Consider the following 22,837-nt stretch of genomic DNA (forward strand, 5'->3'; position numbering starts at 1 on the left):
CGGGGGGAAGGCCGGCGGCGGAGTCTAGGAGCGTTCGGTGAGGCGGTCGAAGCGCAGGACGAGCCCGTCGAGCAGCGCTTCCAGGCCGGTCTCGAAGGCGCCCTCGTCCACCATCCCACGATGCCCGGCCAGCCGGTGCGCCTCGCCGAGGTGCGGGTAGTCGGCCGCGTCGTACACCTCGGCGTCCGCGGGGAAGCCGGCCGCGAAGGAGGCCAGCGCCGAGCCGGTGACGAAGTAGCGCATCAGCGCGCCGATCCGGGTGGCCTGGCCGCGCGGCCAGCCGGCCTCGACCAGGTGGCCGAAGACCGCGTCGGCCAGGCGCAGCGCGTTCGGCCGGCGGCCAGGGCCCTGGGCGAGCACCGGCACGATGTTGGGGTGGGCGGCGAGGGCGGCGCGGTAGGAGCGGGCCCAGTCGCGCAGCGCGTCCGGCCAGGGCGTCGGCCTACCGCCGGGCGAGCGGTCGGGCGCGCCGTCGGGAGTGCCGTCGGGCAAGCCGTCGGGAGTGCCGTCGGGAGTGCCGAACATCGACAAGTCGACCTCGCCGATCACGCTGTCCACCACCGCGTCCAGCAGTTCGTCCTTGGTCGCGACGTGGTTGTAGAGCGAGGGACCGCTGACCGACAGTTCGGTGGCGAGGCGGCGGGTGGAGAGGGCCGCCAGGCCCTCGGCGTCGATCAGCCGCAGAGCAGCGGCGACGATGCGCTCGCGGCTGAGCAGCGGGGTGCGCGGGCGGGCCATCGGGGTGCTGCCTCCGGTTCCTCCGGTCGGGTGGGGCGGGGACCGATCCTGGCAGGCGCCCCTTCCCAGCGCGGGCCGGCCGGGGCTACAGTCCCTCCATAAAACTTGCAGCGCTAGTTTAATGGATCTGGAGCCGCCGCCGTGAACCTGGAGCTGTCCGAGGAGCAGAGCGCCGTCCGGGACCTCGCCGCCTCCTTCACCGACCGCGAGATCGTTCCGCACGCCGCCGCGTGGGACCGCGCCGAGTCCGTCGACCGCGCGATCATCGGCAAGCTGGCCAGGCTCGGCTTCCTCGGCCTCACCATCCCCGAGGAGTACGGCGGCAGCGGTGGCGACCACCTCGCGTACTGCCTGGTCCTGGAGGAGCTCGGCCGCGGCGACTCGGCCGTCCGCGGCATCGTCTCGGTCACGCTCGGCCTGGTCGCCAAGTCCGTCAACGGCTACGGGACTCAAGAGCAGAAGCGGCACTGGCTCCCCCGGCTCACCTCGGGCGAGTCGCTCGGCTGCTTCGCGCTCACCGAGCCCGGCACCGGCTCCGACGCGGCCAACCTCAGCACCCGCGCCGTCCGGGACGGCGACGACTGGCTGATCAGCGGCGCCAAGATGTTCATCACCAACGGCACCTGGGCCGACGTCGCCCTGGTCTTCGCCCGCACCGGCGGCGACGACCCCGACCGGCAGGGCCACAAGGGCATCACCGCTTTCCTGGTGCCCACCGACCTGCCCGGCTTCACCCGCACCGAGATCCACGGCAAGCTCGGCCTGCGCGGCCAGGCCACCGCCGAACTCGCCCTCGACCGTGTCCGGGTGCCCGACAGCGCACGGCTCGGCGAGGTCGACAAGGGGTTCCGGGTGGCGATGTCCGCGCTCGCCAAGGGCCGGATGTCGGTCGCGGCGGGCTGCGTCGGCATCGCCCGTGCCTGCCTGGAGGCCGCCGTCCGCTACGCCGGCGAGCGCGAGCAGTTCGGCCGCCCGATCGCCTCGCACCAGCTCGTCCAGGAACTGCTGGCCGGCATCGCCGTCGACGTCGAGGCCGCCCGGCTGCTCACCTGGAAGGTCGCCGACCACATCGAACGCGGCCTGCCGTTCGCCACCGAATCCTCCGTCGCCAAGCTCTACGCGAGCGAGGCCGCCGTCCGGGCCGCCAACAACGCGCTCCAGGTGTTCGGCGGCTACGGCTTCATCGACGAGTACCCGGTCGGCAAGTACCTGCGCGACGCGCGGGTCATGACCCTCTACGAGGGCACCAGCCAGATCCACCAGTTGCTCATCGGCCGCGCCCTCACTGGGGTCAACGCCTTCTGACCAGCCCGTTCATCCCATCCGATCAGCCAGGACGGGTCAATCGGACCACCCGGACCGTCCTGACTGCTCGGATCACCCCGACTGCTCGGATCACTCGGATCACTGAGATCACTCGGATTCAACCGGATAGGAGCCCGACGACGTGCGTCCCGTCTACTTCGCCGCAGCCCGCCGCACACCCATCGGCCGGCTGCGCGGAGCGCTCGCCACGGTCCGCCCGGACGACCTCTCGGCCACCGTGCTGCGCGCCCTGCTCGCCGACGTCCCCGCCCTCGACCCCGCCCGCATCGACGACGTCTACTGGGGCGCCGCCAACCAGGCCGGCGAGGACAACCGCAACGCCGCCAGGATGGCCGTCCTGCTGGCCGGCCTGCCGGAGACCGTCCCCGGCGCCACCGTCAACCGGCTCTGCGCCTCCGGGCTGGAGGCCGTCACCCTCGCCGCCCGGGCCATCGGCTCCGGCGAGGCCGACGTCGTCCTGGCCGGCGGCTGCGAGTCGATGACCCGCGCCCCCTTCGTCCTCCCCCGCCCCGACGAGGCCCTCCCGCACCGGATCGAGACCTACGACACCCGGCTCGGCTGGCGGCTCACCAACCCCCGGATGGCCGAACTGCACGGCGTGCTCAGCATGGGCGAGACCGCCGAGGAGGTGGCCGGCCGGTACGGCATCGGGCGGGAACGCCAGGACGCCTTCGCGCTGCGCAGCCACCAACGGGCCGCCGCCGCCCGCAAGGACGGCCACTTCGACGCCGAGCTGATCCCGGTCGAACGGCCCGACGGCGTGATGGTCAGCCAGGACGAGGGCATCCGCGAGGACACCAGCCTGGAGAAGCTCACCCGCCTCAAGCCCGCCTTTCGCCCCGGCGGCACCGTCACGGCCGGCAACGCCTCGCCGATGAACGACGGCGCGGCCGGGCTGCTCCTGGTCGGCGAGGAGGCGCTGCGCGACCTCGGGTTGCGCCCGCTCGGCCGGTACGTCGCCGGCGCCTCCGTCGGGGTGCACCCCGACGTGATGGGCATCGGCCCGGTGCCGGCCACCCGCAAGGTGCTCGGCCGGGCCGGCTGGTCGCTGGCCGACCTCGACACCGCCGAGCTCAACGAGGCCTTCGCCGCCCAGGCCCTGGCCTCCGCTGACGGCATCGGATTCACCCCCGAACAGGCCGACGAACTGGTCAACCCGAGCGGCGGGGCGATCGCGCTCGGCCACCCGCTGGGCGGCTCCGGCGCGCGCATCCTCACCACCCTGCTGCACCGGATGCGCCGCACCGACGCCCGGCGCGGCCTCGCCACCATGTGTGTGGGGGTCGGTCAGGGCACCGCCGTCCTCGTCGAGAACGTTGACTGAGTGCGCGCCCGCGTTCGCGCTCGCGTTCACGTCCGGGTTCGCGTTCACGTCCGAGTTCGAGTTCACGTCCGAGTTCGAGTTCACGTCTGAGTTCACGTCCGAGTTCAAGGGAGCACCGGGAATGACTGAAGTAGCCGCAGTGGCCGAAGTGACGGGCCTGGCGGGCAGGTTCGCGGGGAGGGTCGCCGTCGTGACCGGCGCCGCGCAGGGCATCGGCGCGGCCACCGCCCACCGGCTCGCCGAGGAGGGCGCGGCCGTCGCCGTCGTCGACCTCACCGCCGAACGGGCCGCCGGGACGGTCGCGGCGATCACCGCCAAGGGCGGCACCGCACGGGCGTACGGCTGCGACGTGGCCGACTACGACGCCGTCGAGGCGGTGTTCGCGCAGGTCGCGGCGGACCTCGGTGGGGTGCACATCCTGGTGAACAACGCCGGGATCACCCGGGACAACCTGTTCTTCAAGATGCCGAAGGCCGACTGGGACGCGGTCCTGACCGTCAATCTGACCAGCGCGTACAACTGCAGCCACGTCGCGCAGAAGTACATGGTGGCGCAGAAGTACGGGAAGATCGTCTCGCTCAGCTCGCGCTCCGCCCTCGGCAACCGGGGACAGGCCAACTACGCGGCCGCCAAGGCCGGCATCCAGGGGCTCACCGCGACCCTCGCGATCGAGCTGGGGCCGTTCAACATCAACGTCAACGCCGTCGCCCCCGGGTACGTCGCCACCGCGATGACCGCGGCCACCGCCGAGCGGGTCGGCAGCACGGCCGAGGACCAGCAGGCGGAGGTCTCCGCCCGGACCCCGCTGCGCCGGGTGGGACAGCCGGAGGAGATCGCGTCCGTGGTCGCCTTCCTGGCCAGCGAGGACGCCTCGTACGTCAGCGGGCAGACGCTGTACGTCAACGGCGGGGCGCGGTAGGTCTAGCCCGGGCAGGGACCTTCAAGGACCCTTCAGCATTAGTACGATAATACTGACGTGTTGTCACATAGCCGTCTCGGGCGTGGGGTTACCTTCACCTGGGACGGCCTTTACCTTTTCGCGTGGCCGAGCATGACCATGCCTCTGATCAGGCGACCCCACCAAATGACTATGGCATGATCATGCGGCAGTCGATGGGATGGCCGGACCGACCCGACCGGACCAGGTCGGGCCCTGCGCCCCAAGGAGTCCCATGGGCAGCCCCGCCCCCCTTCGCCGTGCCCTGGCTCTGCTCGCCGTCGGGGCCACCGCCCTCACGGCCGGCACCATCGCCGTCCCGGCGGTCGGCGCCGCGACCGCCGCCCCCGCGCACGACCTCACGGGCGTCCACGTCCGCCCCGCCTCCTTCGGGCACCACAACGCCCAGGGCCGCACCGCCCCGCTGACCACCACCCAGTGCGTCAGCCAGATCGGCATCCACTGCTACTCGCCGCTGCAGTACCGGAACGCCTACAACCTGAACCCGTTGTACCAGGAGGGCATCACCGGCAAGGGCCGCACGATCGTCATCGTCGACTCCTTCGGCTCGCCGACCATCCAGCACGACCTGGAGGTCTTCGACAAGCAGTGGGGCATCCAGGACACCAACGTCGAGGTGGTCAAGTGGGGCAACGTCCCCGCCTTCGACCCCAAGAACCCCGACCACACCGGCTGGGCCGGCGAGACCACGCTGGACGTCGAGTACGCCCACGCCATCGCCCCCGACGCGCACATCGTCCTGGTCGAGACCGGTGTCGCCGAGACCGAGGGCACCACCGGCCTGCCCGAGATGATGGACGCCGAGAAGGCCCTCATCAAGGCCGGTCGCGGCGACGTCATCTCGCAGAGCTTCGGCGCCACCGAGAACACCTTCCCGGGCTACGACAAGGGCGACTTCAAGTCGCTCACCGACCTGCGCTACGCCTTCCAGGCCGCCGCCGACCACAACGTCACCGTGCTCGCCGCCTCCGGCGACAACGGCGCCACCGACTCGCAGGCCAACGGCACCGACCTGTACCCGTACAAGGTCAACTCCTGGCCGTCCTCCGACCCGCTGGTCACCTCCATCGGCGGCACCCAGCTCACCCTGGACGACAACGGCGCGCGCACCGCGCCCGACAAGGTGTGGCACGACAAGTCCGGCGCCGGCGGCGGTGGCGTCTCCGGCATCTTCGAGCGCCCGTGGTACCAGGCCGGCGTCGCCAACGTCACCGGCAACCACCGCGGCACGCCCGACATCAGCATGAGCGCGGCCGTCGACGGCGGTGCCTGGACCTACGAGTCCTACGACCCGACCTCCGTCGGCTGGCACCTCACCGGCGGCACCAGCGAGGCCACCCCGCTGTTCTCCGGCGTCGTCGCCCTCGCCGACCAGCTCGCCGGCCACCGCCTCGGCCAGCTCAACTGGCGCCTGTACGGGCTCAACCTGCTCCCGAGCGCGTGGAGCGGCATCACGGACGTGAAGGAGGGCGACAACTCCTGGGGCAGCGTCACCGGCTACACCGCCACCGAGGGCTACGACCTCTCCAGCGGCCTCGGCACCATCGACGGCGCGAAGTTCGTCCACGCCATCGCCGGTCGCTGACGGGCCGCAGTGAGTAGCAGGTAACAACTAACAGCGAACAGATAACAGATTTCGAAATCTGTTATCTGTTCGCTGTTCTCTGTCATCTGTTCGCGGCCAGGTACCGGTCGTCCGGCCCAGCCGCGCGCGGCGCGAAGGGTCAGACGCGGTCCGCCGGGGCGGAAGCAGGCGTCGCGGCGGGCTCCGGGGCGGCGGCCAGTTGGGCGAGGTAGCGCTCGGCGGCGCGGAGCTTGCGGCCGTCGGGGCCCGGGAGGTAGGCGCGGAGCTCGATGATCTCCGGGGCGATCCGAAGGGCCGCCGCACGATCGGGGACAGAGCGCCAGCAGGCCTCGGCGTTGGTGGCCGCCTGTTGGGTCTCCGGGTGGTCCGGTCCCTGCGAACGGAGCAGCGCCAGGGCCACCTCGCGGTAGATGTCCGCGGCCTCGGCCGACCGGCCCGCGAGACGGCACACGTGCGCCCGGACCTGGCGCACCTGGAGGACCGGTTCGGAGACGGCGCCGTGCTCGGCGATCGCCTCCAGTTCGAGGGCGAAGGCGAGTTCGGTGGCGGCGCCGTGCTCTCCGGCGTCCGCGCTGCGGACGATCCGGCCGATGGCCTCCCGGTAGTCGGCACGCGGCTGACCGGACACCGGAGCGTCGACGGGCACCGCATCGGCAGGTACCTCGTCCGCCGGGACGGGGTCCGCCGGGGCCTCCGCCACCGGGACCGCGTCCACGGGGGCCTCGCCCACGGGGGCCTCGTCGTCGGTCGGGGCCGTGCCGTCCGGCGCTTCCGCCGTCGGCACCGCGTCGGCGGGGGCCTCGTCCACCGGAGGGGCCTGCGCCGGGACGGCGTCCTGCGGTTCCGCCGTCAGCGTGGCGGCGTCCGCCGGTGCCTGCTCCGGCTCCCGCTCCGACTCCGGCTCCATCTCCGGCTGCTGGGGCTTGGCCAGCGTCACGCCTGCGGACGGCTCGACAACCTCGGGCGTCGCGTCCGCCGAAGCGGGCTTGTGCAGGGTCACGCCGGCCGGACCGGCCGGCTGCCCCTTCAGCAGGCTGACCGGGCGGGCCGGCCTCGGCGGGGTGGGCGGCACGCCGGGCTTGACCAGGCTCACCGGACCGGCCTCGGCCGTGGGAGCGGGGGAGGCCGACGGCGGCGGAGCCGTGGGCGCCACGGGCGGTTCGACGACGGCGTCCTGTGACTCCGCCCGGCCCGGCACCGGCGGCACCGACAGCGCGGGCGGCCCGGACGACACCACATCGGCGCGCACGGCATCGACCGGCACCGCATCGACCGGCGGCACCGCGTCGGCCGACGCCGACACGTCGGCCGGCGGACCGTCGCCACGGCGGGCGGTGTTGCGGAAGACCGGGCGGTCCGGGGCGTGCGTGGCCAGGATGACGACGTCCGGCCGCAGCACCGAGTACACCTGCTGCCGCAGTTGCTCGGGCGCGAGCACGTCGCCCGCGCCGGGGCGGCCGCCGTGCAGCGCCTCGATCAGGGCGCGGGTGAAGGTGCCGATCTGCTCCGGGTCCGGGCTGACGACCGCCCAGAGCGGGATGCCCTCGCTGAGCGGCGAGGCGGCGCCCTGGAGGTACGGCCAGGCGTTCTGGTCGGCACTGAGGTCGGCGACGACGAGGGTCTGCCACTCGGCCGGGCGGTGGCTCAGCTCGGCGGCGACGGCCTGCCAGGGCAGGCCGTCCTGCTTGGAGTCGCGCAGGGTGAGCTGGAGCTGTCCGCCGCGCTTGTCGGCGACCACGTGACCGCCCAAGTGGACGAGCAGCGGCCCCGGATGGCGGGACGCGGCGCGCAGGTGGGCGAGGACGGTGTGCGGGTCACTGGCGCCGGGGAGGTGGACGGCGTCCACCGCGTCCGCGGCGAGCAGCACCTGCGGTGAGACGGCCGCGAGCATCGCGGACAGCACCGACGCCTGGGCGGGACCGCCCCGACCCCAGGTGCGGCGCCCGGAGTTGCCGTACCCGCCCTCGACGACCAGGATCCGTCCGCGCGGCGCCGCCCCCAGTCCGCCCGTACCGGGAGCGCTCACGCCCGGGGCCGGGAAGGACAGCGGCGTGGCCGTGGACGGCAGCGCGCCCACGGCGGGCATGCCGGTGACGGTCCATCCGGTGGGCGCGGTCGGCGGCGGGCCCGGCACCGCGGCCGGAGCCGTCGGCGGGGTTGCCGGAGCGGACGGCGGGAGCGGGGGCACGGGCGGCGGCTCGTAGAGCGCGGCGGGCCCGGGCGGGTGCTCCTCGGCCGGGGTGCGCGGCGGCGGTACGGCGTCCCAGGGGCCCGAGTCCGCTGCCGGTTCGGGGCCTCCGGGGACAGCTGTCGTCTCCGCCATCTTCTGGTCACCGCCCACCCCGCCGCTTCGCGGCGTCTGATGCCCTTGCTGGGTGGTGCCTACCACCACTCCCGTCGCGCCACCCTACGAGATCCCGGCACACCCGATCCAGGCCGGGTCTCCGATCGGCGCGCCACGCGGCCCGCTATCGTGCCGTCATGGCAGGCCCCGGTACACCTCTCCTGTTCCTCGACGTCGACGGACCACTCATCCCCTTCGGCGCGCCGCCCCCTGGCGGCTACCCCGTCTTCCGCGGCGACTCCGCCGCCGCACCCGGTCCGGGCGTCAACCCCCTGCTGGCCCGCGTCGATCCGGCACTCGGCGGGCGCCTGCTGAGCCTGCCGTGCGAACTGGTGTGGGCGACGACGTGGATGTCCGATGCGAACGAGTGCCTCTCCCCCTGGCTCGGACTGCCGCAACTACCCATCGTGGACTGGCCGGTGGCGGAAGGCGACGAACCGGCCGGCCTGCACGGGAAGACCCGCGCGCTGGTCGCCCGAGCTGCCGGCCGCCCGTTCGTCTGGGTGGACGACGAGATCACCGCCACCGACCGCCGCTGGATCGCGGCCCACTCGCCCGCCCCCGCACTCCTCCACCGCGTCGACCCCCAACGCGGCCTCACCGCAGCCGACTTCGCCACCCTGGACGCCTGGTTGCGCGCACTACCGACTCGACGCGCCCTGGACTCCCCGACCATCTAGACTCCCGGACCGTGGACTACGCCGCCGGACCGCCCCTGCCCTGGCGCCTGACGCTGGACGGCGGGGCGGTGGTCGAGCTGTGGGCGGACGGGTACGGCGTCGAGGGCGGGGCGTACGTCTTCAGCGTGCTCGCCCGGGCCACCGTGGCGGAGCAGGGGCAGGTCGACGTCGTCGCCCGGACGCCGGCGGACCCGACCGGGTGGGTGTGACCGTGGCCCGCGTCCCGGTCGCCGCCGTCTGGGACGTCCACACCGCCACCGAACGCACCGTCGACGGCCGGTGCGTCTGCCCGACCTGACCGACCCCACCGGCCCTGCCCTGCATGCCGCTGCCCGGTCACCCCGAGGGGCGGCCGGGCAGCGGCATGCAGGGGACGTCAGGAACCGGCCAGCAGATCGCGGAGCAGGGCGACGGTGTCGGCGTCCAGGTCACGGCCGGTGCGGCGGCTGAGCGCGTCGAGACGGTTGACGGCGCGCAGGAGTTGGTCGCGGGCGCCGGCCGAGGCGTAGGCGTAGAAGAGGTCCCGGTGCAGGAGTTCGACGTCCGGGGCGACGGCGAGGCCGCGGAAGACGGCGGCCTCGGCGCTACGGTGGTCGCCGTACTGCAGGCGGCGGGCGGCCAGTTCGTGGGCGGTGTCGACGATCGCCGCGATCATGTCCTGGCGTTCGGCCTCGGCCCAGCCGTAGGAGGCGGGCGGGGCCTCAGCGAACGGGGCGCCGCGCACCAGGGCCAGGGCGTGGGCGAGGGCGGCGTCGGCGGTGGCGCTGGTGCTGCGCATGCCGCGCCGGTAGAGGCTGCGGAACTCGTCCCAGTCGCAGGTGACGACCGGGGTGAAGGAGTAGCCGTCGGTGGTGTCGGTCGGCAGGAAGGCGCGGCCCTCGGGCGAGGTGCCGAACCAGGCGGCCAGGTCGGCGAGTTTGCCGGGGAGCGGGCTCTTGGCGTCGGCCGCGGTGGGGTGCGGGTCGAGGTGGGCGGCGCCGGGGTGGAGGTCGTGGTCGAGGGCGTGGTGGTCGGCGCCGGGCCGCAGCGCGAGGTAGACGGCGAGTTCGGTGAGCCGGGACAGCGCGCCGGGTTCGGCGGCACCGAGGGCTCCGGCGACGTCGACCGGGCCGAGCAGGCGGATCCGGGGGGCGTTGCGGGCGGCGTGCGCCTCCGGGGAGCGCAGGATGGCGAGCAGGTCGTCGCTGTCGCTGCGCCCGGGGGTGGTCTGGGCGACCGGGGCGGCGGCGGGGCCGGGCTCGGATCCGGGTTCGAGCCCGGGCTCGGCGTAGGAATCGGCCTGGGAGCCGGCTTCGGCCGGGGCCTCGGCTTCGGTGCCGGGCACGAGGTCGGGCGAGGGCTCCGGCCGGGACGGGACGCGCGGGTCGACGCCGGAGGGCGCGGGCGCGGGCTGGTGGACCGGGGCCGGCTCGACGGGCGGCGGCGGCACGACCGGCTGGACGGACTGGACGGCGGGCACGGACGGCACGGACAGCACGGGCTGGACGGACGGCACGGCGAGGACCGCCGCGGGGGCTTGCTGCGGTGCCTCCGCCGCGTCCCCCGCCACCGCGTCCGGGCGGCGCAGGTCCCGGGTGGCCTCGTCCGCTGCCTCGTCCGCGGCCTCGTCAACGACCTGACCGACCACGAGCTCTTCCTCGGTCCCGATCCCGCTCCCGGTACCGGCTCCGCTCCCGACCTCGACCTCGACCTCGGTCTCGACCTCGGTCTCGGTCTCGGCGGAGGCGGCCTGCCGCCCCTGTCCGTTGACCGCGTACCGCCCCGGCCCGGCCGGAGGGGCCGGCACCGGCGTCGCCGGGTCGGTGCCCGCGAACGGGCTGGCGCCGGTGCCGATGACCCGGGCGAGCAGCCGGGGCCCGGCGGCCGTGTCCGTACCGCCCTGCACGCCGGCCGCGGGGGCCCCGACGGCGGCCAGTACGGGTACGGCGGCGGGCAGTTCGGCCGTGTCGGCGTCGTCGTCCGCGTCGGGGTCGAGGCCGGGACCGTCCAGGGTCCAGGCGGGGGCCGGGTGCTGGGTGAGGTCGTCGGCGGCGCGGAGCAGTTCGGCGACCTGGTCGTACTGCTGGTCGCTGAGCCGCTGGAGTTCGACGGTGAGGTGCAGGCCGGGGATGGCCGCCTGGCCGGTGGCCGGGAGGGTCCAGCGGGCGACCGGGCCGGTACCGCGTTCGGGGGCACGGGTGATGACGGCGACGCAGGTGCGCGGCCGGGCATCGAGCAGGCGGCCGAGTTCGGCGGGGACCTCGCCGCCGGGCTGCTGGGCGCAGAGCACGATCTCGGGGGTCCAGGACTCGTCGGCCTGGCCCCGGCTGCGGGCGTCGCGCGGGCTGGCGGCCTCGGCGGCGACCAGCGTGGCGCGGGCCTTGGCGGTGCGCGGGCCGAGGGCGGCGAGCGCGGCCTCCAGGGTGGGGTGGCGGTGGATGCGTTCGGCGGCCGGGCCGCTGATCGGCACCTCCTCGGCGAGGTCGACCAGGTGCAGGTGGAGCCGGTCGGCGAGCGGGCTGTGCGCGAGTTCGATGGCGAGGGTGCGCAGGATGTCGCGGGCGTCGTCGGGGTGGCCGGAGAGGTGGAGCAGCCGGACGGCCTCCAGATCGGCGAGGACGACCGAGCCGTCGGGCGAGGTGCCGAGGGTGACCAGGGCGGGGTAGGGCGCGGCGGTCTTGCGGGCCTGGGCGGCGCTGAGCAGGTCGCCGGAGTCGAGGCTGCACCACCAGACGTTGGCGGCGTGCGCGGCACGGAACGGCGCGATCGGGGTGGCCGGGCCGGAGAGGTGCAGTTCGATGGTGTGGCCGGGGGTGATCCGGGCGGCGACGATGGCGGGCAGGCGCTTGCCGCCGCGCACGGTGTTGCGGGCCATGGTGCGCAGGGCGCGGTCGAGCAGGTCGAGGCCCGCGTCGTCCTGACGGGCCCTGAGCTCGTTCTCGAAGGCGGCGGCCTCGGCGTCGGGCATGGTGATGCGGTGCCGGGGGCGGCGGGCGCGCAGCTGGGTGCCGCGCTTGTGCGCGACGGTGCCGACCATGACGGCGGCGAGCAGGACACCGACGGTGGAGGCGGTGAGGGCGATGGAGTAGTCGTCGCCGGCGGCCGGTTCGGCGTGCGCGGCGGGGGCAGGCGCATGGGTGGGCGCGTGGGTGGGCGCGTGGGTGGGCGCCGGGGTGACGGGATTGGACGCGGCCGGGGTCGGCGCGGCCGGGGTCGGCGCGGCCTGGGTCGGCGCGGGGGCGGGGGTGGCGGGCGCCTGATCGGCCGGCGGCTGGCCGGTCGACGGCGCCGACTGCGGCGCCGGAGCGGGAGCGGGAGCGGGCTCGGACGAAGGAGCAGGCGCGGGAGCGGCGGCCCCCGGCACCGTGAGCACCATCCCGGGCACCAGCACGTCCGGATCGGTCAGCCGTTCCCCGTCCGGCGCCTGGGCGCCCTTGTTCGCCTCGAACAGCTTCGGCCACGCCTCGGCGTCCCCCAACTCCCTTTGGGCGATGGCGGACAGGCTGTCCCCGCCCTGGACGGTCACCGTCGCATGCCCGCCCGCACCCGGCTCCGTCCCGGCCTGCGGCACCTGGGCCGACCCGGCACCGGGAGCGGGAGCGGGGGCGGGGGCAGGCTCGGACGAAGGAGCGGGCGCAGGAGCAGGCGCGGGCGCCGACCCGTCCGCCTTCGCGTCCCCCGGCATCAGCAGCGCCCACCCCGGCTGGATCGGCCGGTCGGCGTCGAAGCGGATGCCGGAATCGTCCATCACCCGGCCGTCGTTGAGCTTGGCGATATCCACCCACCGTTCACCGGAGCCCAGTTGGCGTTCGGCGATGGACCACAGGCTGTCGGCGGGCCGACTGTCCCGCACGGTGTACGTGGGGTTCTGCTCGGCGGCGGGCGCCAGGGCGGGCGCGGCCTGGGCGGCGGGCAGGGCGGCGCGCTGCACGCCGGCCGCCAACTGCGCGGGGGCGGTGGCGGTGTGGGCCGGGGTGGCGGCGAAGGCCGAGCCGGCGACCGGCATCAGCGCGAACACCGAGCCGACCAGGCCGGCCGCCATCCGCTGGCTCCAGCCGAAGGCGGGGATGCGGCGGGCGATCCGGCCGCGCAGCTGCGCGGGGATCTCCAGCAGGACGGAGAGCGCGAAGCAGGCCCAGGCGAGCCAGCCGACCACGACCAGCAGCCAGAGGAACAGCCGTCCGTCGTCCGGGCCGGTGAGCGCCTGGCCGACGCCCTCCGGCGCGACGTCGCCCATCGCGGCGACCGCACGGGTGCCGTAGAGCAGCAGCGCGGGGACACCGAGCAGCAGGGCGAGCAGGGTGACCAGCGCGGCGAGCGCGGCGATCAGGGCTGCGCCGCGGCCGCGCCCGCGCGGTGGGCGGGGCGCCGGGGCGGCGGGGCGGCCCGCGGCCCGGTGTCCGGTGTGGGCCCGGCCGTCGGCGCCCCGGGCCTGGTCCTTGGCGCCGGGGCTCCGGCCCTTGGCGGTTCGAGCCCGGCCCGGGGCGGTTCGGGCCTGGTCCTTGGCACGTGGCGCGGCCATCAGTCGGTCTCCGCTTTCTCGACTCCGTGGACGAGGGTCGCACTGCCCTTGCCCGTTACCTTCCGCTCCCCGAGCGCGCCCAGCAGGACGGGCCGGTAGTCGGCCCGCACGGTGACGGTGACGACCTTGCCGTCGCCGGAGAACTCGACCTCGCCCGCCTGAAGGCCGTACAGGGCCAGGTAGGCGTCGGCGGCCTGCCGAACGTAGTCCTGCTGGACCTTGAAGCCCTTCCCCTGGAGGACGGCGGCCTGGTCGAGCTGCTGTCCGCCGACCCGCGCGGCCTCCTGGGCGTAGGCGTCGGTGCGTTCGGCGACCCGCAACCGGCCGCCGGCGTCGATCACCAGGGCGATGACGAGCACGACGTAGGCCGCGCAGATCGCCACGAAGAGGGCGACCGCGCCCCGGTCGGAGCGGCGCCGGCGCCGCGCCCTGACAGGCACTCCCATCCCCCCTGCCCCTCCCGCCCCTCGTCCTCCCCACCGGCCCCCACCGGGCGCCGGCCGGTCCCGTCGTGTCATCCCCCGTGCGCTCTCCGCTTGCGTCTCCCCCGCGCGGGCCGTCCCCAATCCCCCGTCGTGGCCCGTGTCCCGCCGGGTGCCGCCCCGGGTCGTCATGTGCCCCGGTAGCGGTCCACCACGGAGGTGAACTCGCCGACGAGGTGCTTCGTCACGGGTACGCCGGACGGTCCGCCGAGCAGGTCCGCCAGTTCGACGTCGCACACCACGGTGACCTTGACGGTCGTGACGGCGCCGCCGGGCAGGTCCAGTTGGCCGGGCACGACCTGGACGTCCCCGTTGCGGCAGGAGACGCCCTGCTGGCGCAGCGTCGCGAGGGCCGAGTCCCGGCCCGGCTGCGTCATCCCGTCGACGCTGCGCTGCAGCGAGGCGGTGCGGGCGCCGGCCCGGGCGGCGGCCTCGACCGTACCGGCCGTGGTCTGCACCCGCCCGGCGGCGATGGCCACCAGGACCAGCCCGACCACCGGGGGCACGACGATCGCCGCCTCGATGGCGACCGCGCCGCCGTCGCTCCGCCGGACCGGCCACCACCGGGGTCGGCGCGCGGCGCGGGGCTCGGAACGGCCCTCGGAACGGCGCTCGGCGCGGAGCGCCGGCCACCGATCGGCCCGGGTCCGCGGTCTCACGGCGCCACCGCCACCGGCGGGACGAAGTGCTCGCGCGGCGCCTCGGCGAACTGCGTGAGGGCGGGCGCCGACAGCCCGGGTATCAGCAGCGGCGGGCGTACCGCCACCGTGACCCGGACCACTTCGGGCGTGCTGCCGTCGGTCGTCACCGTGTACGAGTGCACGCCCTGCCGGTCGAGGAAGTCCCTGGCCTGTCGGCGCGCCGCCTCGTTCTTCACCTCGTCCGTCGCGTTGCCCTGGATCCGGCCGGCGTCCACGCCCTCGCGGGCGGCGGTGAGCGCGAGCTGGCGGTCGTACCACAGCAGCGCGGCCTGGACGACGAGCATCAGGAGCACCAGGACGACCGGGAAGACGATGGCGAGGCTCACGCTCATCGACCCCCGGTCGCCGCGGCGGCGAGGTCGGTACGTCACTTGGTGGCGCCTCCCGCGCCCGCACCCGGCATGTTCGGGTCCTGCTCGACCTTCTGCACGACCTTGTCCTTCAGCAGGTACAGCGCGGTCGCGACGGCGCCCGCGACGAAGACCAACGCGATGATGGCGAGGGCGAGTTCGATGCTGATCGCGCCGCGGTCGCCGCGCGCGCGGGCGGCCCGCAGCCGGCCGAGCCGCAGGGTGAACAGCAGCAGGGCGAACTGCACGGGCAGCAGGACGGGCCGGATCAGCCGGCCTGCCAGGTGGACGAGTCGGACGGTCATTCGGGTCTCCCGGGGGTGGAGTGCGGTGTGGTGCCAGATGCCCTGCGAGGAGGGTCAGTTGAGCATCTGGTGGAGTGCGGGAAAGACGATCAGGACGGTCATCAGCAGGGTGAGGGCGGCTCCGGGTGCGACCATCCGCTCGCTGTCGGCGTTGGCGCGGGCGAGGTCCTCGGCGAGCAGCTCACCGCGCAGGCCCTTGGCGCGCGCCCGCAGGGTGTCGTACACGGCGGCGCCGTCGGTGCCGGACAGCCGCATGATGTCCGCCACGTCCTGCAGCGGGCTGAGCCCCAACTCCTCGGCCAGCGCGTCGAGTCCGGCCCAGGGCGGGAGCCGGTCGGTGGCGGCGCGGTCGAGGGCGTCGCGGATGCGCCGGAACACGGTGCCGCGCCCGACCGCGGCGGCGCGGCGCAGCGCCTCGGCCGGCCCGCAGTCGGCGGCCCGTTCCAGGGCGACGAGTTCGAGGTAGGCGGCGATGCCGTGCAGGTACTCGGTGCGCGCCTCCTTGGCCTCGCCGCGCACGATGGCGTCGGGGACGAACCAGAGCAGGCCGGCCAGCAGCGGCCCGGCCAGCAGCGGCAGGGCGAAGGGCAGGCCGATGTCCATCAGCGCGGCCATCGCGCCCAGGTAGGCGGGCAGCAGCAGGCCGATCGCGGCGAACAGCAGCTTGTGCACCATGAACCGGGCCGGGGCGCGGCCGATCAGGGCGAGTTCGCGGTGCGGCAGGGACACTCCGCGCAGGCCGATCGAGCGCTCGCCGATCCGGTCGTACCAGCGCGGCCGCTCGTCCGGGTCCGCGGCCCGTTCGGCGGGGGTGCGGTGCAGCCGGTCCAGGGCCTGGCGCAGGTCGGGCGGCGCGGGCCGCAGTTCGGCGATCAGCAGGGCGACGCCGCCGGCGGCGACGGCCCCGGCCAGCACGGACCAGGGGGAGATCACCGGACCTCCCCGAGCTGCTGGAGCGCCTCGTCCTCGCGCACCGGGGCGCGGCGCCCGGCCTTGCCGCGCCGGTCGGGCGCCAGCAGCCGGGGCACCGGCGGGTGCGAGGCGAGGGCGCGCATCCAGGCGATGATCGCGACGAACAGGGCGGCGACGACGGCGAGCACGATCTGGCCGAGCAGCGTGCCGTACGGCCGGGTGTACTCGGTGTTGAAGGAGCCGACCGTGACGACCAGCACGATGATGCCGACCAGCCAGCGGATGGTGGTGCGGTGCTTGGCCCGGTCGGCCTCGATGGCGCGGCGCTGGCGGACCTCCTCGCGCACCGAGTCGGCCATGTCGGCCAGTGCCCGGGCCAGGCCGGGGCCGCTGTCGCCGGACCGCAGCACGAGCGCGGCGAGCACCTTGTCGGCGGTGGCGTCGGCGACGCTGTCGGCGAAGGCCTGGAGCGCCTCCTCGGGCCGCCAGCGGGCCTGGAGCCGGGCGGCCAGTTCACCGATCTCCTCCTCCAGGGCGGCGGGGGCGGTGCGGCGGCTGGTGACGATGGCCTGGTTGAGGCCGACGCCGAGCAGCAGCACGTCGGCGATGCGCTGGGTCCACTCGGACAGCGCCTCCAGGCGTTCGATCCGACGGGTGTCCGGGCGGGTGGTGTCGAACAGCCAGGGCAGGCCGAACACGGCCAGCGGCACCAGCAGGGCGGCCAGCGGGATGCCGGTGAACAGCCAGGCGAGCGGGGCGCCGGCGAGCGCGAGCGGCAGCTGGATCCGGCGCAGCCGGGCGACCCGGGCCGAGGCGGCGCCGGGGGCGCCGTACCAGAAGACGTGGGCGCGGCCGGCCAGCGGGTTGCTCCGCTCCGGGGTCTCGTCCTCGTCCGCCGGGTCGCTGCCGCGGGCCCAGGCCACCAGGGCGACCAACCCGCCCGCGACGGCCAGCCCGCACAGGGCGAACAGCAGCATCATCGCGCGCCACCGCCGATCCGCAGTTGCAGCGGGGTGGCCCAGCCGCCGTAGCGGGAGCCGAGCAGGGCGGCGTCGAAGCCGGCCCTGCGCAGGTCGTCCAGGCACTGCGGCGGGGTGTGCGGGACGGCCCGCGGCTCACCGAGGTCCACCCGGGGGCCGAACACGGTGTTCAGCGCGGGCCGGCCGCTCTCGCCGAGGCCGGCGACCTCCAGGACGTGGGAGACGAAGCGGTGCCGGCGTCCGCCGACGGCGGTCTCGTCGACCATGGTGACGTGCACGATGAGGTCCAGGGCGTTGGCGGTGAGCCGGTAGGCGAGCGAGTCGGTCATGTGCGAGCCGTACTCCAGGCAGAGTTCGGCGATGCGGTCGACGACCATGTGCGGGCCGCGGGCGTGCAGGGTGCACATCGAGCCGCCCTCTCCGTTGGTCATGACCCGCAGCATCGGGACGACCTCGCCGGATCGGACCTCGCCGACGATGATCCGGGACAGCGTCATCCGCAGCGCCGCCGGGATGAGGTCGCCGATCGTCAACTCGCCCGCCAGGCGGCCTTCGACGCGTTCGCCGTTGCCCTCGCGGGCCTCCATCGGGACGACCTGGCGCAGGTGGCCGAGAGTGTGCAGCCACAGCTCGAACTCCGACTCCAGGGTGCCGATCCGCTCGTCCGGCGGGATCTCTGCGGCCATCGCGCGCAGCAGGCTGGTCTTGCCGACTCCCTGGGTGCCGGTGATCATCACGTTCTTCCGGGCCCGGATCGCGGCGGCCAGGAACGCGGCCAAGGTGCTGTCCAGGGTGCCGAGTTCGACCATCTCCGGCAGGGTCGCCGAGGCCACCCGGTGGCGCCGGATCGCCACGTACGGGCGGGGCGTCACCTCGGTGAGCGCCTGGAGGCGCATGCCGCCCTCCAGGCGCAGTGCGAGGGTCGGGCTGGCGGTGGACAGGCTGCGCTCGCCGCCGCCGTGCTGACGGGCCAGGTCCTGGAGCAGTTCGACGAGTTCGGCGTCGCTCTCGGCCACCGGCGGTACCTGGCGCAGGGGTTGGTGCACCCGGGAGACCCAGACGTCGTCACAGCCGTTGATCAGGATGTTCTCGATCTCCGGGTCGTCCAGGTAGGGCTGGAGTCGCCCGGCCCGGAACAGCAGGTCGAAGACGGCCTCGGCGAGCGCGCGGTCCTGCTCCCGGGTGGGCGGGATGCCGTGGGTCTGCGCGTAGGCGTCGGACCAGCGGGCGACTGCCTCCTCGATCAGCGCGCGGCCGCGCTGGCGGCGGGTGGCGCGGTCCGGTTCGGCGCCCGAGGTGGCGGTCAACCGGGTGATCTGCTGGTGCAGTTCGGCCGCGACCTGGCGCTTCAGCTCGCGGGCCACCTGCGGGTCGACGGCCGGCCGGGTGGCGGCGCCGCGCAGGTCGAGCGAGGGCAGCTGGGAGGGCACGGCGGTGGGCGTGGCCGCGCCGCCCGCCGGGACGTACGGCGGCGGCGCGGGCTGCGGGGCGACGGGGCCCGGCCGGTAGGCCTGGGGCGGGGCGGCCGCCGGCGCCTGCGCCTGCGCCTGTGTCTGCGTCTGGGCCTGGGCCTGGGTGGCCCAGGGCAGCGCGGCCGGGTCGGCCGCGGGGTGCTGGTGCAGGGGGCTACCGCGCACGGAGCACCTCCCCGGGGTTGTACGGCTGCGGACCGTTCGGGTGTGCCTGATCAGGTGTCACGGCGGGCTGCTGGAGCGGGTAGCGGCCGTCGTCCTCGGGCTCCGGGCGGACGTACCCGGGCTGCTGGCCGTACGGGGCCCCCACCTGCTGGTCGTACGGGGTGGACCCGCCCTGCTGGTCGTACGCGACGTAGCCGGCCTGCGGCCCGTACGGCGGCTGCGGCTGCGGCTGGACGTGCCCCGGGAACGGGGCCGGAGCGGCCGGCTGGGGGGCCAGCCCGGCCAGCGGCGCCACCGGGCCGGTGGTGATCACCGGCCCGACCGGCTGCGGCGGGGTGTACGAGGGCTGCTCCCCCTCCACCGGCCGGTACGCCGTCGGCGCAGCCGCCTGCGGGGTCGGCACCGGGGGCTGGGCGTGAACCGCGGTCGGGGGCTGGGCCGGGGTCCCGGTCCGGGCCGCGGCGGTGAGCTGGGCCGGGACCGGCGCGACGGTCGGCGCGAGCCGCTGGCGACGGCGGCGGACCAGCAGCTGCACCTCGTCCGCCGCCGAACGCGCCGTCCGCATCAGCTCCGAGCGGATGAACCGCCGGTCGGTGATGTCACCGCCGTCGGAGAGCACCCGGGCGGTGCGGGTGGCGTGCGGCAGCAGCCCCAGCACCGGCAGGCCGAACTCGCGCGCCACCTCCGGCCCCGAGTACGGCCCCTCGGCGACCAGCAGCAGTCCGAGCGCGTCCACCCCGGTGCCGGCCGTGGCGAGGTCCTCGGCGAGCGCGGCCAGTCGGGGCCGGGCCGAGCTCAGGCCGCGCAGCGTGGTGCGGACGGTCACCGCGACCACGTCCGCCCGGCGGGCCAGCACGGCGCTCACGCCGGTGGCGCCGGAGCGGCCGAGGTCCACGATGACGTCGTAGCCCTGCGGTTCGAGGCCGTGCAGCAGGTCGACGAGCGGCTCCCAGGTGTAGGCGAGGCCCGGGGCCTGGGTAGGGTCGGTCAGCCCGGGCAGCAGCAGCCGCTCGGCGGTGCCCTCGGGCGAGAGGTCGATCAGCTGCTCCCAGATGGTCTCGGCGAGCAGTCCGCGCCGGTCCGCGACGGCCAGGTTGCGCAGCCCGTACACCGCGTCGACCCGGCCCTCCAGGGCGCCCGCGAGCACCGCGCCGCCGTCCGGGTCGGCCTCCACCAGCAGGACCCGCCGTCCGGACTCCAGCGGCCAGGCCAGCAGCAGGGCCAGGGCCGCCGTGGTCGCGCCGGGCGCGCCCGGGCCGCCGGCCACCGCGATCACCGCCATCAGGCGCCACCCGCCCCGGTCGGGGGCACGGGGGCCGTGGCAGCGCCGGGGGTGGTCCCGGTCGCCGGGGCCGTCGGCACGGTACTGCCGCCGGTGCCCGCACCGGCGGTCCCGGTCGCGCCGCCGGCCGCGGCGGCGCGCGGGGCCAGCAGGACCTGGATCCGGCCGCCGGCCACCCACTGCGCCAGCCGGGGGCCGTCCGCCGCGCCGACGGCCACGTCGATCACCTGGCTGCCGTCGGTGTCCACCCGGCCGACCGTGATGACCGTCGCGGGCATCGAGTCGGCCTTGGTGTTGTCCGGGGTGTAGACCACGACGATCTGCAGCCCCGGCTGGAGCCGGCTGGCGGGCAGCTGGCTGCGCTTGGCCGAGACGCCGACCACGATCTGGCCGGGCTGCACCGCCAGGGTCTGCGCGACGTCGCCCCTGGTGAGCATCGCGCCGCGCTTGAGGTCGGTGGCGGCCCGCATGCCGACAGCCTTGTCCCGTTCGGTGGCGGACAGCGGCCGCAGCGCCGGATCCCCGGCGATCCGGGCCACCACCAGGTCGTCGTCGGTGATCACCTGCCCCCACGGGATGTCCCGGGCCAGCGCCAGCACGGCGACCCGCTGGCCGGTGCTGTTGTAGAGCACCGCACCGCCCAGGCCGCCGGCGGCGATCAGCGCGACGGCCATCGCCAGCACCGCCGGGCGCCGTCGCCGGGCCCGCAGCGTCCGGCCGGGGACGTGCGGGGCGGCGCGCCCCTTGCCCTTGCCCGCGCCGCCGCCCGGGGCCTCGCCCGGCCCCTGCCCCTGGTCCGGGACCGCCACGGACACCGCGGCCCCTGCGGGTGTGCCGGATCCCGGCGTCGCGAATGTACGGTTCTCCACCGGGTTCCGCCCTTCCCTCGTGCTCGTTCCGGATCGTCAGTACTGGGTTCTCGGTGCTCGGGTCATCGCTGCTCAGGCTGCCGGTGCCGGGCTTCGGCACATGGGCTTCGGCGCCGTGGTCGCGTGCGGCCGGGCCGCCGGCGCCCCGCAGCCGGGCCGCGGGGCATCGGACGTCCGCCGCCGCCAGGTCAGTTGAGGACCTGCACCTCGGCGACCTTGAGCGTGAAGTTCGAGGACTGCGGCATCTTGACGTCGAAGGTCTTCGCGTTCGGCCCCGTGACCACGACCTCACCCACCCAGTTCGCCGTCACCGTGCCGTTGAAGACGCCGCTCTTCCTGGTGCCCGAGCCCACGGCGAACTCGTAGCCGCAGTCCGGCGACTTGGCGGCGCCGTACTTGGGGTCGTACGGCGTCCCGGCCTTGTCGCAGGTCACGGAGACGCCGCTGTCGAAGACCCAGGTCACGCCCCTCAGCACCGGTGTGACGGTGACGGAGGCCCCCGGGACGGACAGCGTCTTGGGCGCGGGCGCCGCCACGCCGTCCAGCCAGAGCCAGACCGGCGCCTTCACCACCGCCGTGCCCTTGGGCGCGACGCCCGCCGTCGGCTTCGGGAAGCGCATCTCGTGGGCGAAGCCGAAGCCGACGTCCACCAGGTTCAGCGCCGGCGGCCCGGCCGGCGAGGTGGCCTCGAACACGATCTCGGCGCCGTCCTGGCCGCCGCCCGTCTGCGGGCAGACCTTCGAGTAGAGCGCGCCCTCGGACGGCTTGTGGCCCTGCCACTCCGGGTCGCCCTCGGGGGGCGGGTTGTCCAGCGGGCGGAAGTAGCACCCGACGCCGCTGTTGAACCAGCCGCGCTCCGGGTCGTGGCAGGGCCACTGCTGGTCGTGGTAGCTGCACAGCAGCGGCCCGTCGCCCGTACTTCCGCCACCGCCACCGCCGGGCTGCGACGGTCCGGGCTTCGGTTTCGTGCCCCCGGAGTTGACCCCGGAGCAGATCACGTCCGGGTAGCACTGTTCGGCACCTCCGCCCGGCGGTTCGTCCGCCGCCGCCGACACCGCCGAGGCCAACAGCAACCCGGCGGACAACGGCGCGAGGATCGCGAATCGCCGGGCCGGTTTACGCGTGTTCAGCATGCCCGGTCCACCTCCCGCTTGAAGTCGTAGATCAGCCAACGTGCTTGGAACCAGCGCAGGGACGCGGTCGCGACGTAGCGGTTCAGTCGGTCGCCCGGATCCTTTGCCACCTGGGTGACGGCGTCGACGCGGTGCCATCCCGATACGTCGACGCAGTCCTCGATCACGGCGGTCTGCGGATCGGCTTTCAGGTCAATGGCCTTGACCACCGCCGAATTGCGCGGCGTTCCGGTCATCACCAGTTTGGCGTCGCGAAGTTGGCGGAGACTGACCAGGGTGTCGGTAAGGGCCCGCCCGGAAGAGTACGTCTCCAGAGCGAATCCGTCCGAATCCGACCGCCCGAATGCCTCGGCCTGGGCCTGCCACCAGTCCTGATACGTCTTCAGGGCGAGTCGCCCCATGGCACCTTCCGGCCCGTCCGTCGGCGCGATCGAGGTGTTTACCGAACCACCCGAAGGAGGTACCGGATCCACTCCCGCGACACTGGGCGCAGCCGTTCCGAGCCGATCGACGGAACCGTCGGCACCGCCGCTCGCACAGGCGCCGAGGAGCAACACCAGAACCACCCCACCGACCCCAACCGCCCCAGGGCGCAACACATTTCCGCGCTGCCGCATCGCCCCACCTCGTCGCGACCGACCGATTCATGATCCGTGGCCGCCGGAAGAATTCCGTCGTCCCGCAGGTGTTTCCGCTGGGGATCGATTCTTCGCCAACCCACCCCATCACG

General features: G+C 74.9%; 20 protein-coding genes. 6 read left to right on the plus strand and 14 right to left on the minus strand.

What is annotated here, in order from left to right; translation table 11 throughout:
• Positions 1–24: 24 nt before the first annotated feature.
• Positions 25–738, minus strand: a complete 714-nt coding sequence (locus AB0P03_RS23735) for a TetR/AcrR family transcriptional regulator (protein ID WP_363630633.1) — start codon at positions 736–738, stop codon at positions 25–27.
• A gap of 141 nt (positions 739–879) precedes the next feature.
• Here AB0P03_RS23735 and AB0P03_RS23740 point away from each other — a divergent pair, with 141 nt between their 5' ends.
• The 4 genes from AB0P03_RS23740 (at position 880) to AB0P03_RS23755 (ending at position 5,931) form a co-directional block, all read left to right on the plus strand.
• On the plus strand, positions 880–2,043 hold the full coding sequence (locus AB0P03_RS23740) for an acyl-CoA dehydrogenase family protein (RefSeq protein WP_363630635.1): 1,164 nt from the start codon (positions 880–882) through the stop codon (positions 2,041–2,043).
• A 142-nt stretch (positions 2,044–2,185) separates the two neighbouring features.
• Positions 2,186–3,388 (plus strand): acetyl-CoA C-acyltransferase, encoded by a 1,203-nt coding sequence (locus tag AB0P03_RS23745; RefSeq protein ID WP_363579157.1) that lies wholly within the window; start codon positions 2,186–2,188, stop codon positions 3,386–3,388.
• Between the two features lie 121 nt (positions 3,389–3,509).
• Positions 3,510–4,307 carry a 3-oxoacyl-ACP reductase FabG gene (gene fabG / locus AB0P03_RS23750; protein ID WP_363579158.1) on the plus strand — a complete coding sequence of 266 codons (798 nt, stop codon included), beginning with the start codon at positions 3,510–3,512 and terminating at the stop codon, positions 4,305–4,307.
• Between the two features lie 253 nt (positions 4,308–4,560).
• A complete protein-coding gene (locus AB0P03_RS23755; protein ID WP_363579160.1) occupies positions 4,561–5,931 on the plus strand; it encodes a S53 family peptidase in 1,371 nt (456 codons plus the stop codon).
• A gap of 139 nt (positions 5,932–6,070) precedes the next feature.
• On the opposite strand, the gene AB0P03_RS23760 is transcribed toward AB0P03_RS23755, so the two are convergent.
• Entirely contained in the window at positions 6,071–8,254 is a 2,184-nt protein-coding gene (locus tag AB0P03_RS23760) for a hypothetical protein (RefSeq protein WP_363630637.1), read from the minus strand.
• Positions 8,255–8,412: 158 nt separating this feature from the next.
• Between AB0P03_RS23760 and AB0P03_RS23765 the strand changes: the two genes are divergently transcribed.
• Positions 8,413–8,955 carry an HAD domain-containing protein gene (locus AB0P03_RS23765; RefSeq protein WP_363630639.1) on the plus strand — a complete coding sequence of 181 codons (543 nt, stop codon included), beginning with the start codon at positions 8,413–8,415 and terminating at the stop codon, positions 8,953–8,955.
• An 11-nt stretch (positions 8,956–8,966) separates the two neighbouring features.
• Positions 8,967–9,164: a hypothetical protein gene (locus tag AB0P03_RS23770; protein WP_363630641.1), complete on the plus strand. Its 198-nt coding sequence runs from the start codon at positions 8,967–8,969 to the stop codon at positions 9,162–9,164.
• Positions 9,165–9,331: 167 nt separating this feature from the next.
• Here AB0P03_RS23770 and AB0P03_RS23775 read toward each other — a convergent pair whose 3' ends face one another.
• The 12 genes from AB0P03_RS23775 to AB0P03_RS23830 all read right to left on the minus strand — a co-directional run bounded on the left by AB0P03_RS23775 (position 9,332) and on the right by AB0P03_RS23830 (position 22,664).
• Entirely contained in the window at positions 9,332–13,456 is a 4,125-nt protein-coding gene (locus AB0P03_RS23775; RefSeq protein ID WP_363630642.1) for a BTAD domain-containing putative transcriptional regulator, read from the minus strand.
• On the minus strand, positions 13,456–13,902 hold the full coding sequence (locus AB0P03_RS23780) for a hypothetical protein (protein ID WP_363579169.1): 447 nt from the start codon (positions 13,900–13,902) through the stop codon (positions 13,456–13,458). Before AB0P03_RS23780 ends, AB0P03_RS23775 begins: the two co-directional genes overlap by 1 nt.
• 164 nt (positions 13,903–14,066) lie before the next feature.
• Positions 14,067–14,597 carry a TadE/TadG family type IV pilus assembly protein gene (locus AB0P03_RS23785; RefSeq protein WP_363630644.1) on the minus strand — a complete coding sequence of 177 codons (531 nt, stop codon included), beginning with the start codon at positions 14,595–14,597 and terminating at the stop codon, positions 14,067–14,069.
• Positions 14,594–14,971: a TadE/TadG family type IV pilus assembly protein gene (locus AB0P03_RS23790; RefSeq protein WP_063350046.1), complete on the minus strand. Its 378-nt coding sequence runs from the start codon at positions 14,969–14,971 to the stop codon at positions 14,594–14,596. Before AB0P03_RS23790 ends, AB0P03_RS23785 begins: the two co-directional genes overlap by 4 nt.
• A 35-nt stretch (positions 14,972–15,006) precedes the next feature.
• Positions 15,007–15,294 carry a hypothetical protein gene (locus tag AB0P03_RS23795; protein WP_363579173.1) on the minus strand — a complete coding sequence of 96 codons (288 nt, stop codon included), beginning with the start codon at positions 15,292–15,294 and terminating at the stop codon, positions 15,007–15,009.
• 54 nt (positions 15,295–15,348) lie between these two features.
• Complete coding sequence (locus tag AB0P03_RS23800; protein ID WP_363579175.1) at positions 15,349–16,227, minus strand: hypothetical protein; 879 nt, start codon at positions 16,225–16,227, stop codon at positions 15,349–15,351.
• Positions 16,224–17,186 carry a type II secretion system F family protein gene (locus AB0P03_RS23805; RefSeq protein WP_363630645.1) on the minus strand — a complete coding sequence of 321 codons (963 nt, stop codon included), beginning with the start codon at positions 17,184–17,186 and terminating at the stop codon, positions 16,224–16,226. The genes AB0P03_RS23800 and AB0P03_RS23805 overlap by 4 nt, the downstream gene beginning before the upstream one ends.
• Positions 17,183–18,823, minus strand: coding sequence for a CpaF/VirB11 family protein (locus AB0P03_RS23810; RefSeq protein WP_363630647.1), 1,641 nt, complete (start codon positions 18,821–18,823; stop codon positions 17,183–17,185). Before AB0P03_RS23810 ends, AB0P03_RS23805 begins: the two co-directional genes overlap by 4 nt.
• The gene (locus AB0P03_RS23815; protein ID WP_363630648.1) at positions 18,813–20,105 is read right to left on the minus strand and encodes a hypothetical protein; all 1,293 of its coding nucleotides are present in this window, start codon (positions 20,103–20,105) and stop codon (positions 18,813–18,815) included. The genes AB0P03_RS23810 and AB0P03_RS23815 overlap by 11 nt, the downstream gene beginning before the upstream one ends.
• On the minus strand, positions 20,105–20,920 hold the full coding sequence (locus AB0P03_RS23820; RefSeq protein ID WP_363616810.1) for an SAF domain-containing protein: 816 nt from the start codon (positions 20,918–20,920) through the stop codon (positions 20,105–20,107). The genes AB0P03_RS23815 and AB0P03_RS23820 overlap by 1 nt, the downstream gene beginning before the upstream one ends.
• Positions 20,921–21,162: 242 nt before the next feature.
• Positions 21,163–22,107 (minus strand): hypothetical protein, encoded by a 945-nt coding sequence (locus AB0P03_RS23825; RefSeq protein ID WP_363616808.1) that lies wholly within the window; start codon positions 22,105–22,107, stop codon positions 21,163–21,165.
• On the minus strand, positions 22,101–22,664 hold the full coding sequence (locus AB0P03_RS23830) for a hypothetical protein (protein ID WP_363616806.1): 564 nt from the start codon (positions 22,662–22,664) through the stop codon (positions 22,101–22,103). The genes AB0P03_RS23825 and AB0P03_RS23830 overlap by 7 nt, the downstream gene beginning before the upstream one ends.
• Between the last annotated feature and the right edge of the window lie 173 nt (positions 22,665–22,837).

The sequence above is a fragment of the Kitasatospora sp. NPDC088779 genome, from assembly GCF_040685395.1.
Lineage (GTDB): Bacteria > Actinomycetota > Actinomycetes > Streptomycetales > Streptomycetaceae > Kitasatospora.

Bases quoted from the DNA above. Each gene is read 5' to 3' on its own strand.
- AB0P03_RS23825 (WP_363616808.1), bottom strand. From the start codon at position 22,107: ATGCTGAACACGCGTAAACCGGCCCGGCGATTCGCGATCCTCGCGCCG.
- AB0P03_RS23765 (WP_363630639.1), top strand. From the start codon at position 8,413: ATGGCAGGCCCCGGTACACCTCTCCTGTTCCTCGACGTCGACGGACCA.
- AB0P03_RS23755 (WP_363579160.1), top strand. From the start codon at position 4,561: ATGGGCAGCCCCGCCCCCCTTCGCCGTGCCCTGGCTCTGCTCGCCGTC.
- AB0P03_RS23735 (WP_363630633.1), bottom strand. From the start codon at position 738: ATGGCCCGCCCGCGCACCCCGCTGCTCAGCCGCGAGCGCATCGTCGCC.
- AB0P03_RS23795 (WP_363579173.1), bottom strand. From the start codon at position 15,294: ATGACCGTCCGACTCGTCCACCTGGCAGGCCGGCTGATCCGGCCCGTC.
- fabG (WP_363579158.1), top strand. From the start codon at position 3,510: ATGACTGAAGTAGCCGCAGTGGCCGAAGTGACGGGCCTGGCGGGCAGG.
- AB0P03_RS23815 (WP_363630648.1), bottom strand. From the start codon at position 20,105: ATGGCGGTGATCGCGGTGGCCGGCGGCCCGGGCGCGCCCGGCGCGACC.
- AB0P03_RS23780 (WP_363579169.1), bottom strand. From the start codon at position 13,902: ATGGGAGTGCCTGTCAGGGCGCGGCGCCGGCGCCGCTCCGACCGGGGC.
- AB0P03_RS23790 (WP_063350046.1), bottom strand. From the start codon at position 14,971: ATGAGCGTGAGCCTCGCCATCGTCTTCCCGGTCGTCCTGGTGCTCCTG.
- AB0P03_RS23805 (WP_363630645.1), bottom strand. From the start codon at position 17,186: ATGATGCTGCTGTTCGCCCTGTGCGGGCTGGCCGTCGCGGGCGGGTTG.
- AB0P03_RS23775 (WP_363630642.1), bottom strand. From the start codon at position 13,456: ATGGCCGCGCCACGTGCCAAGGACCAGGCCCGAACCGCCCCGGGCCGG.
- AB0P03_RS23760 (WP_363630637.1), bottom strand. From the start codon at position 8,254: ATGGCGGAGACGACAGCTGTCCCCGGAGGCCCCGAACCGGCAGCGGAC.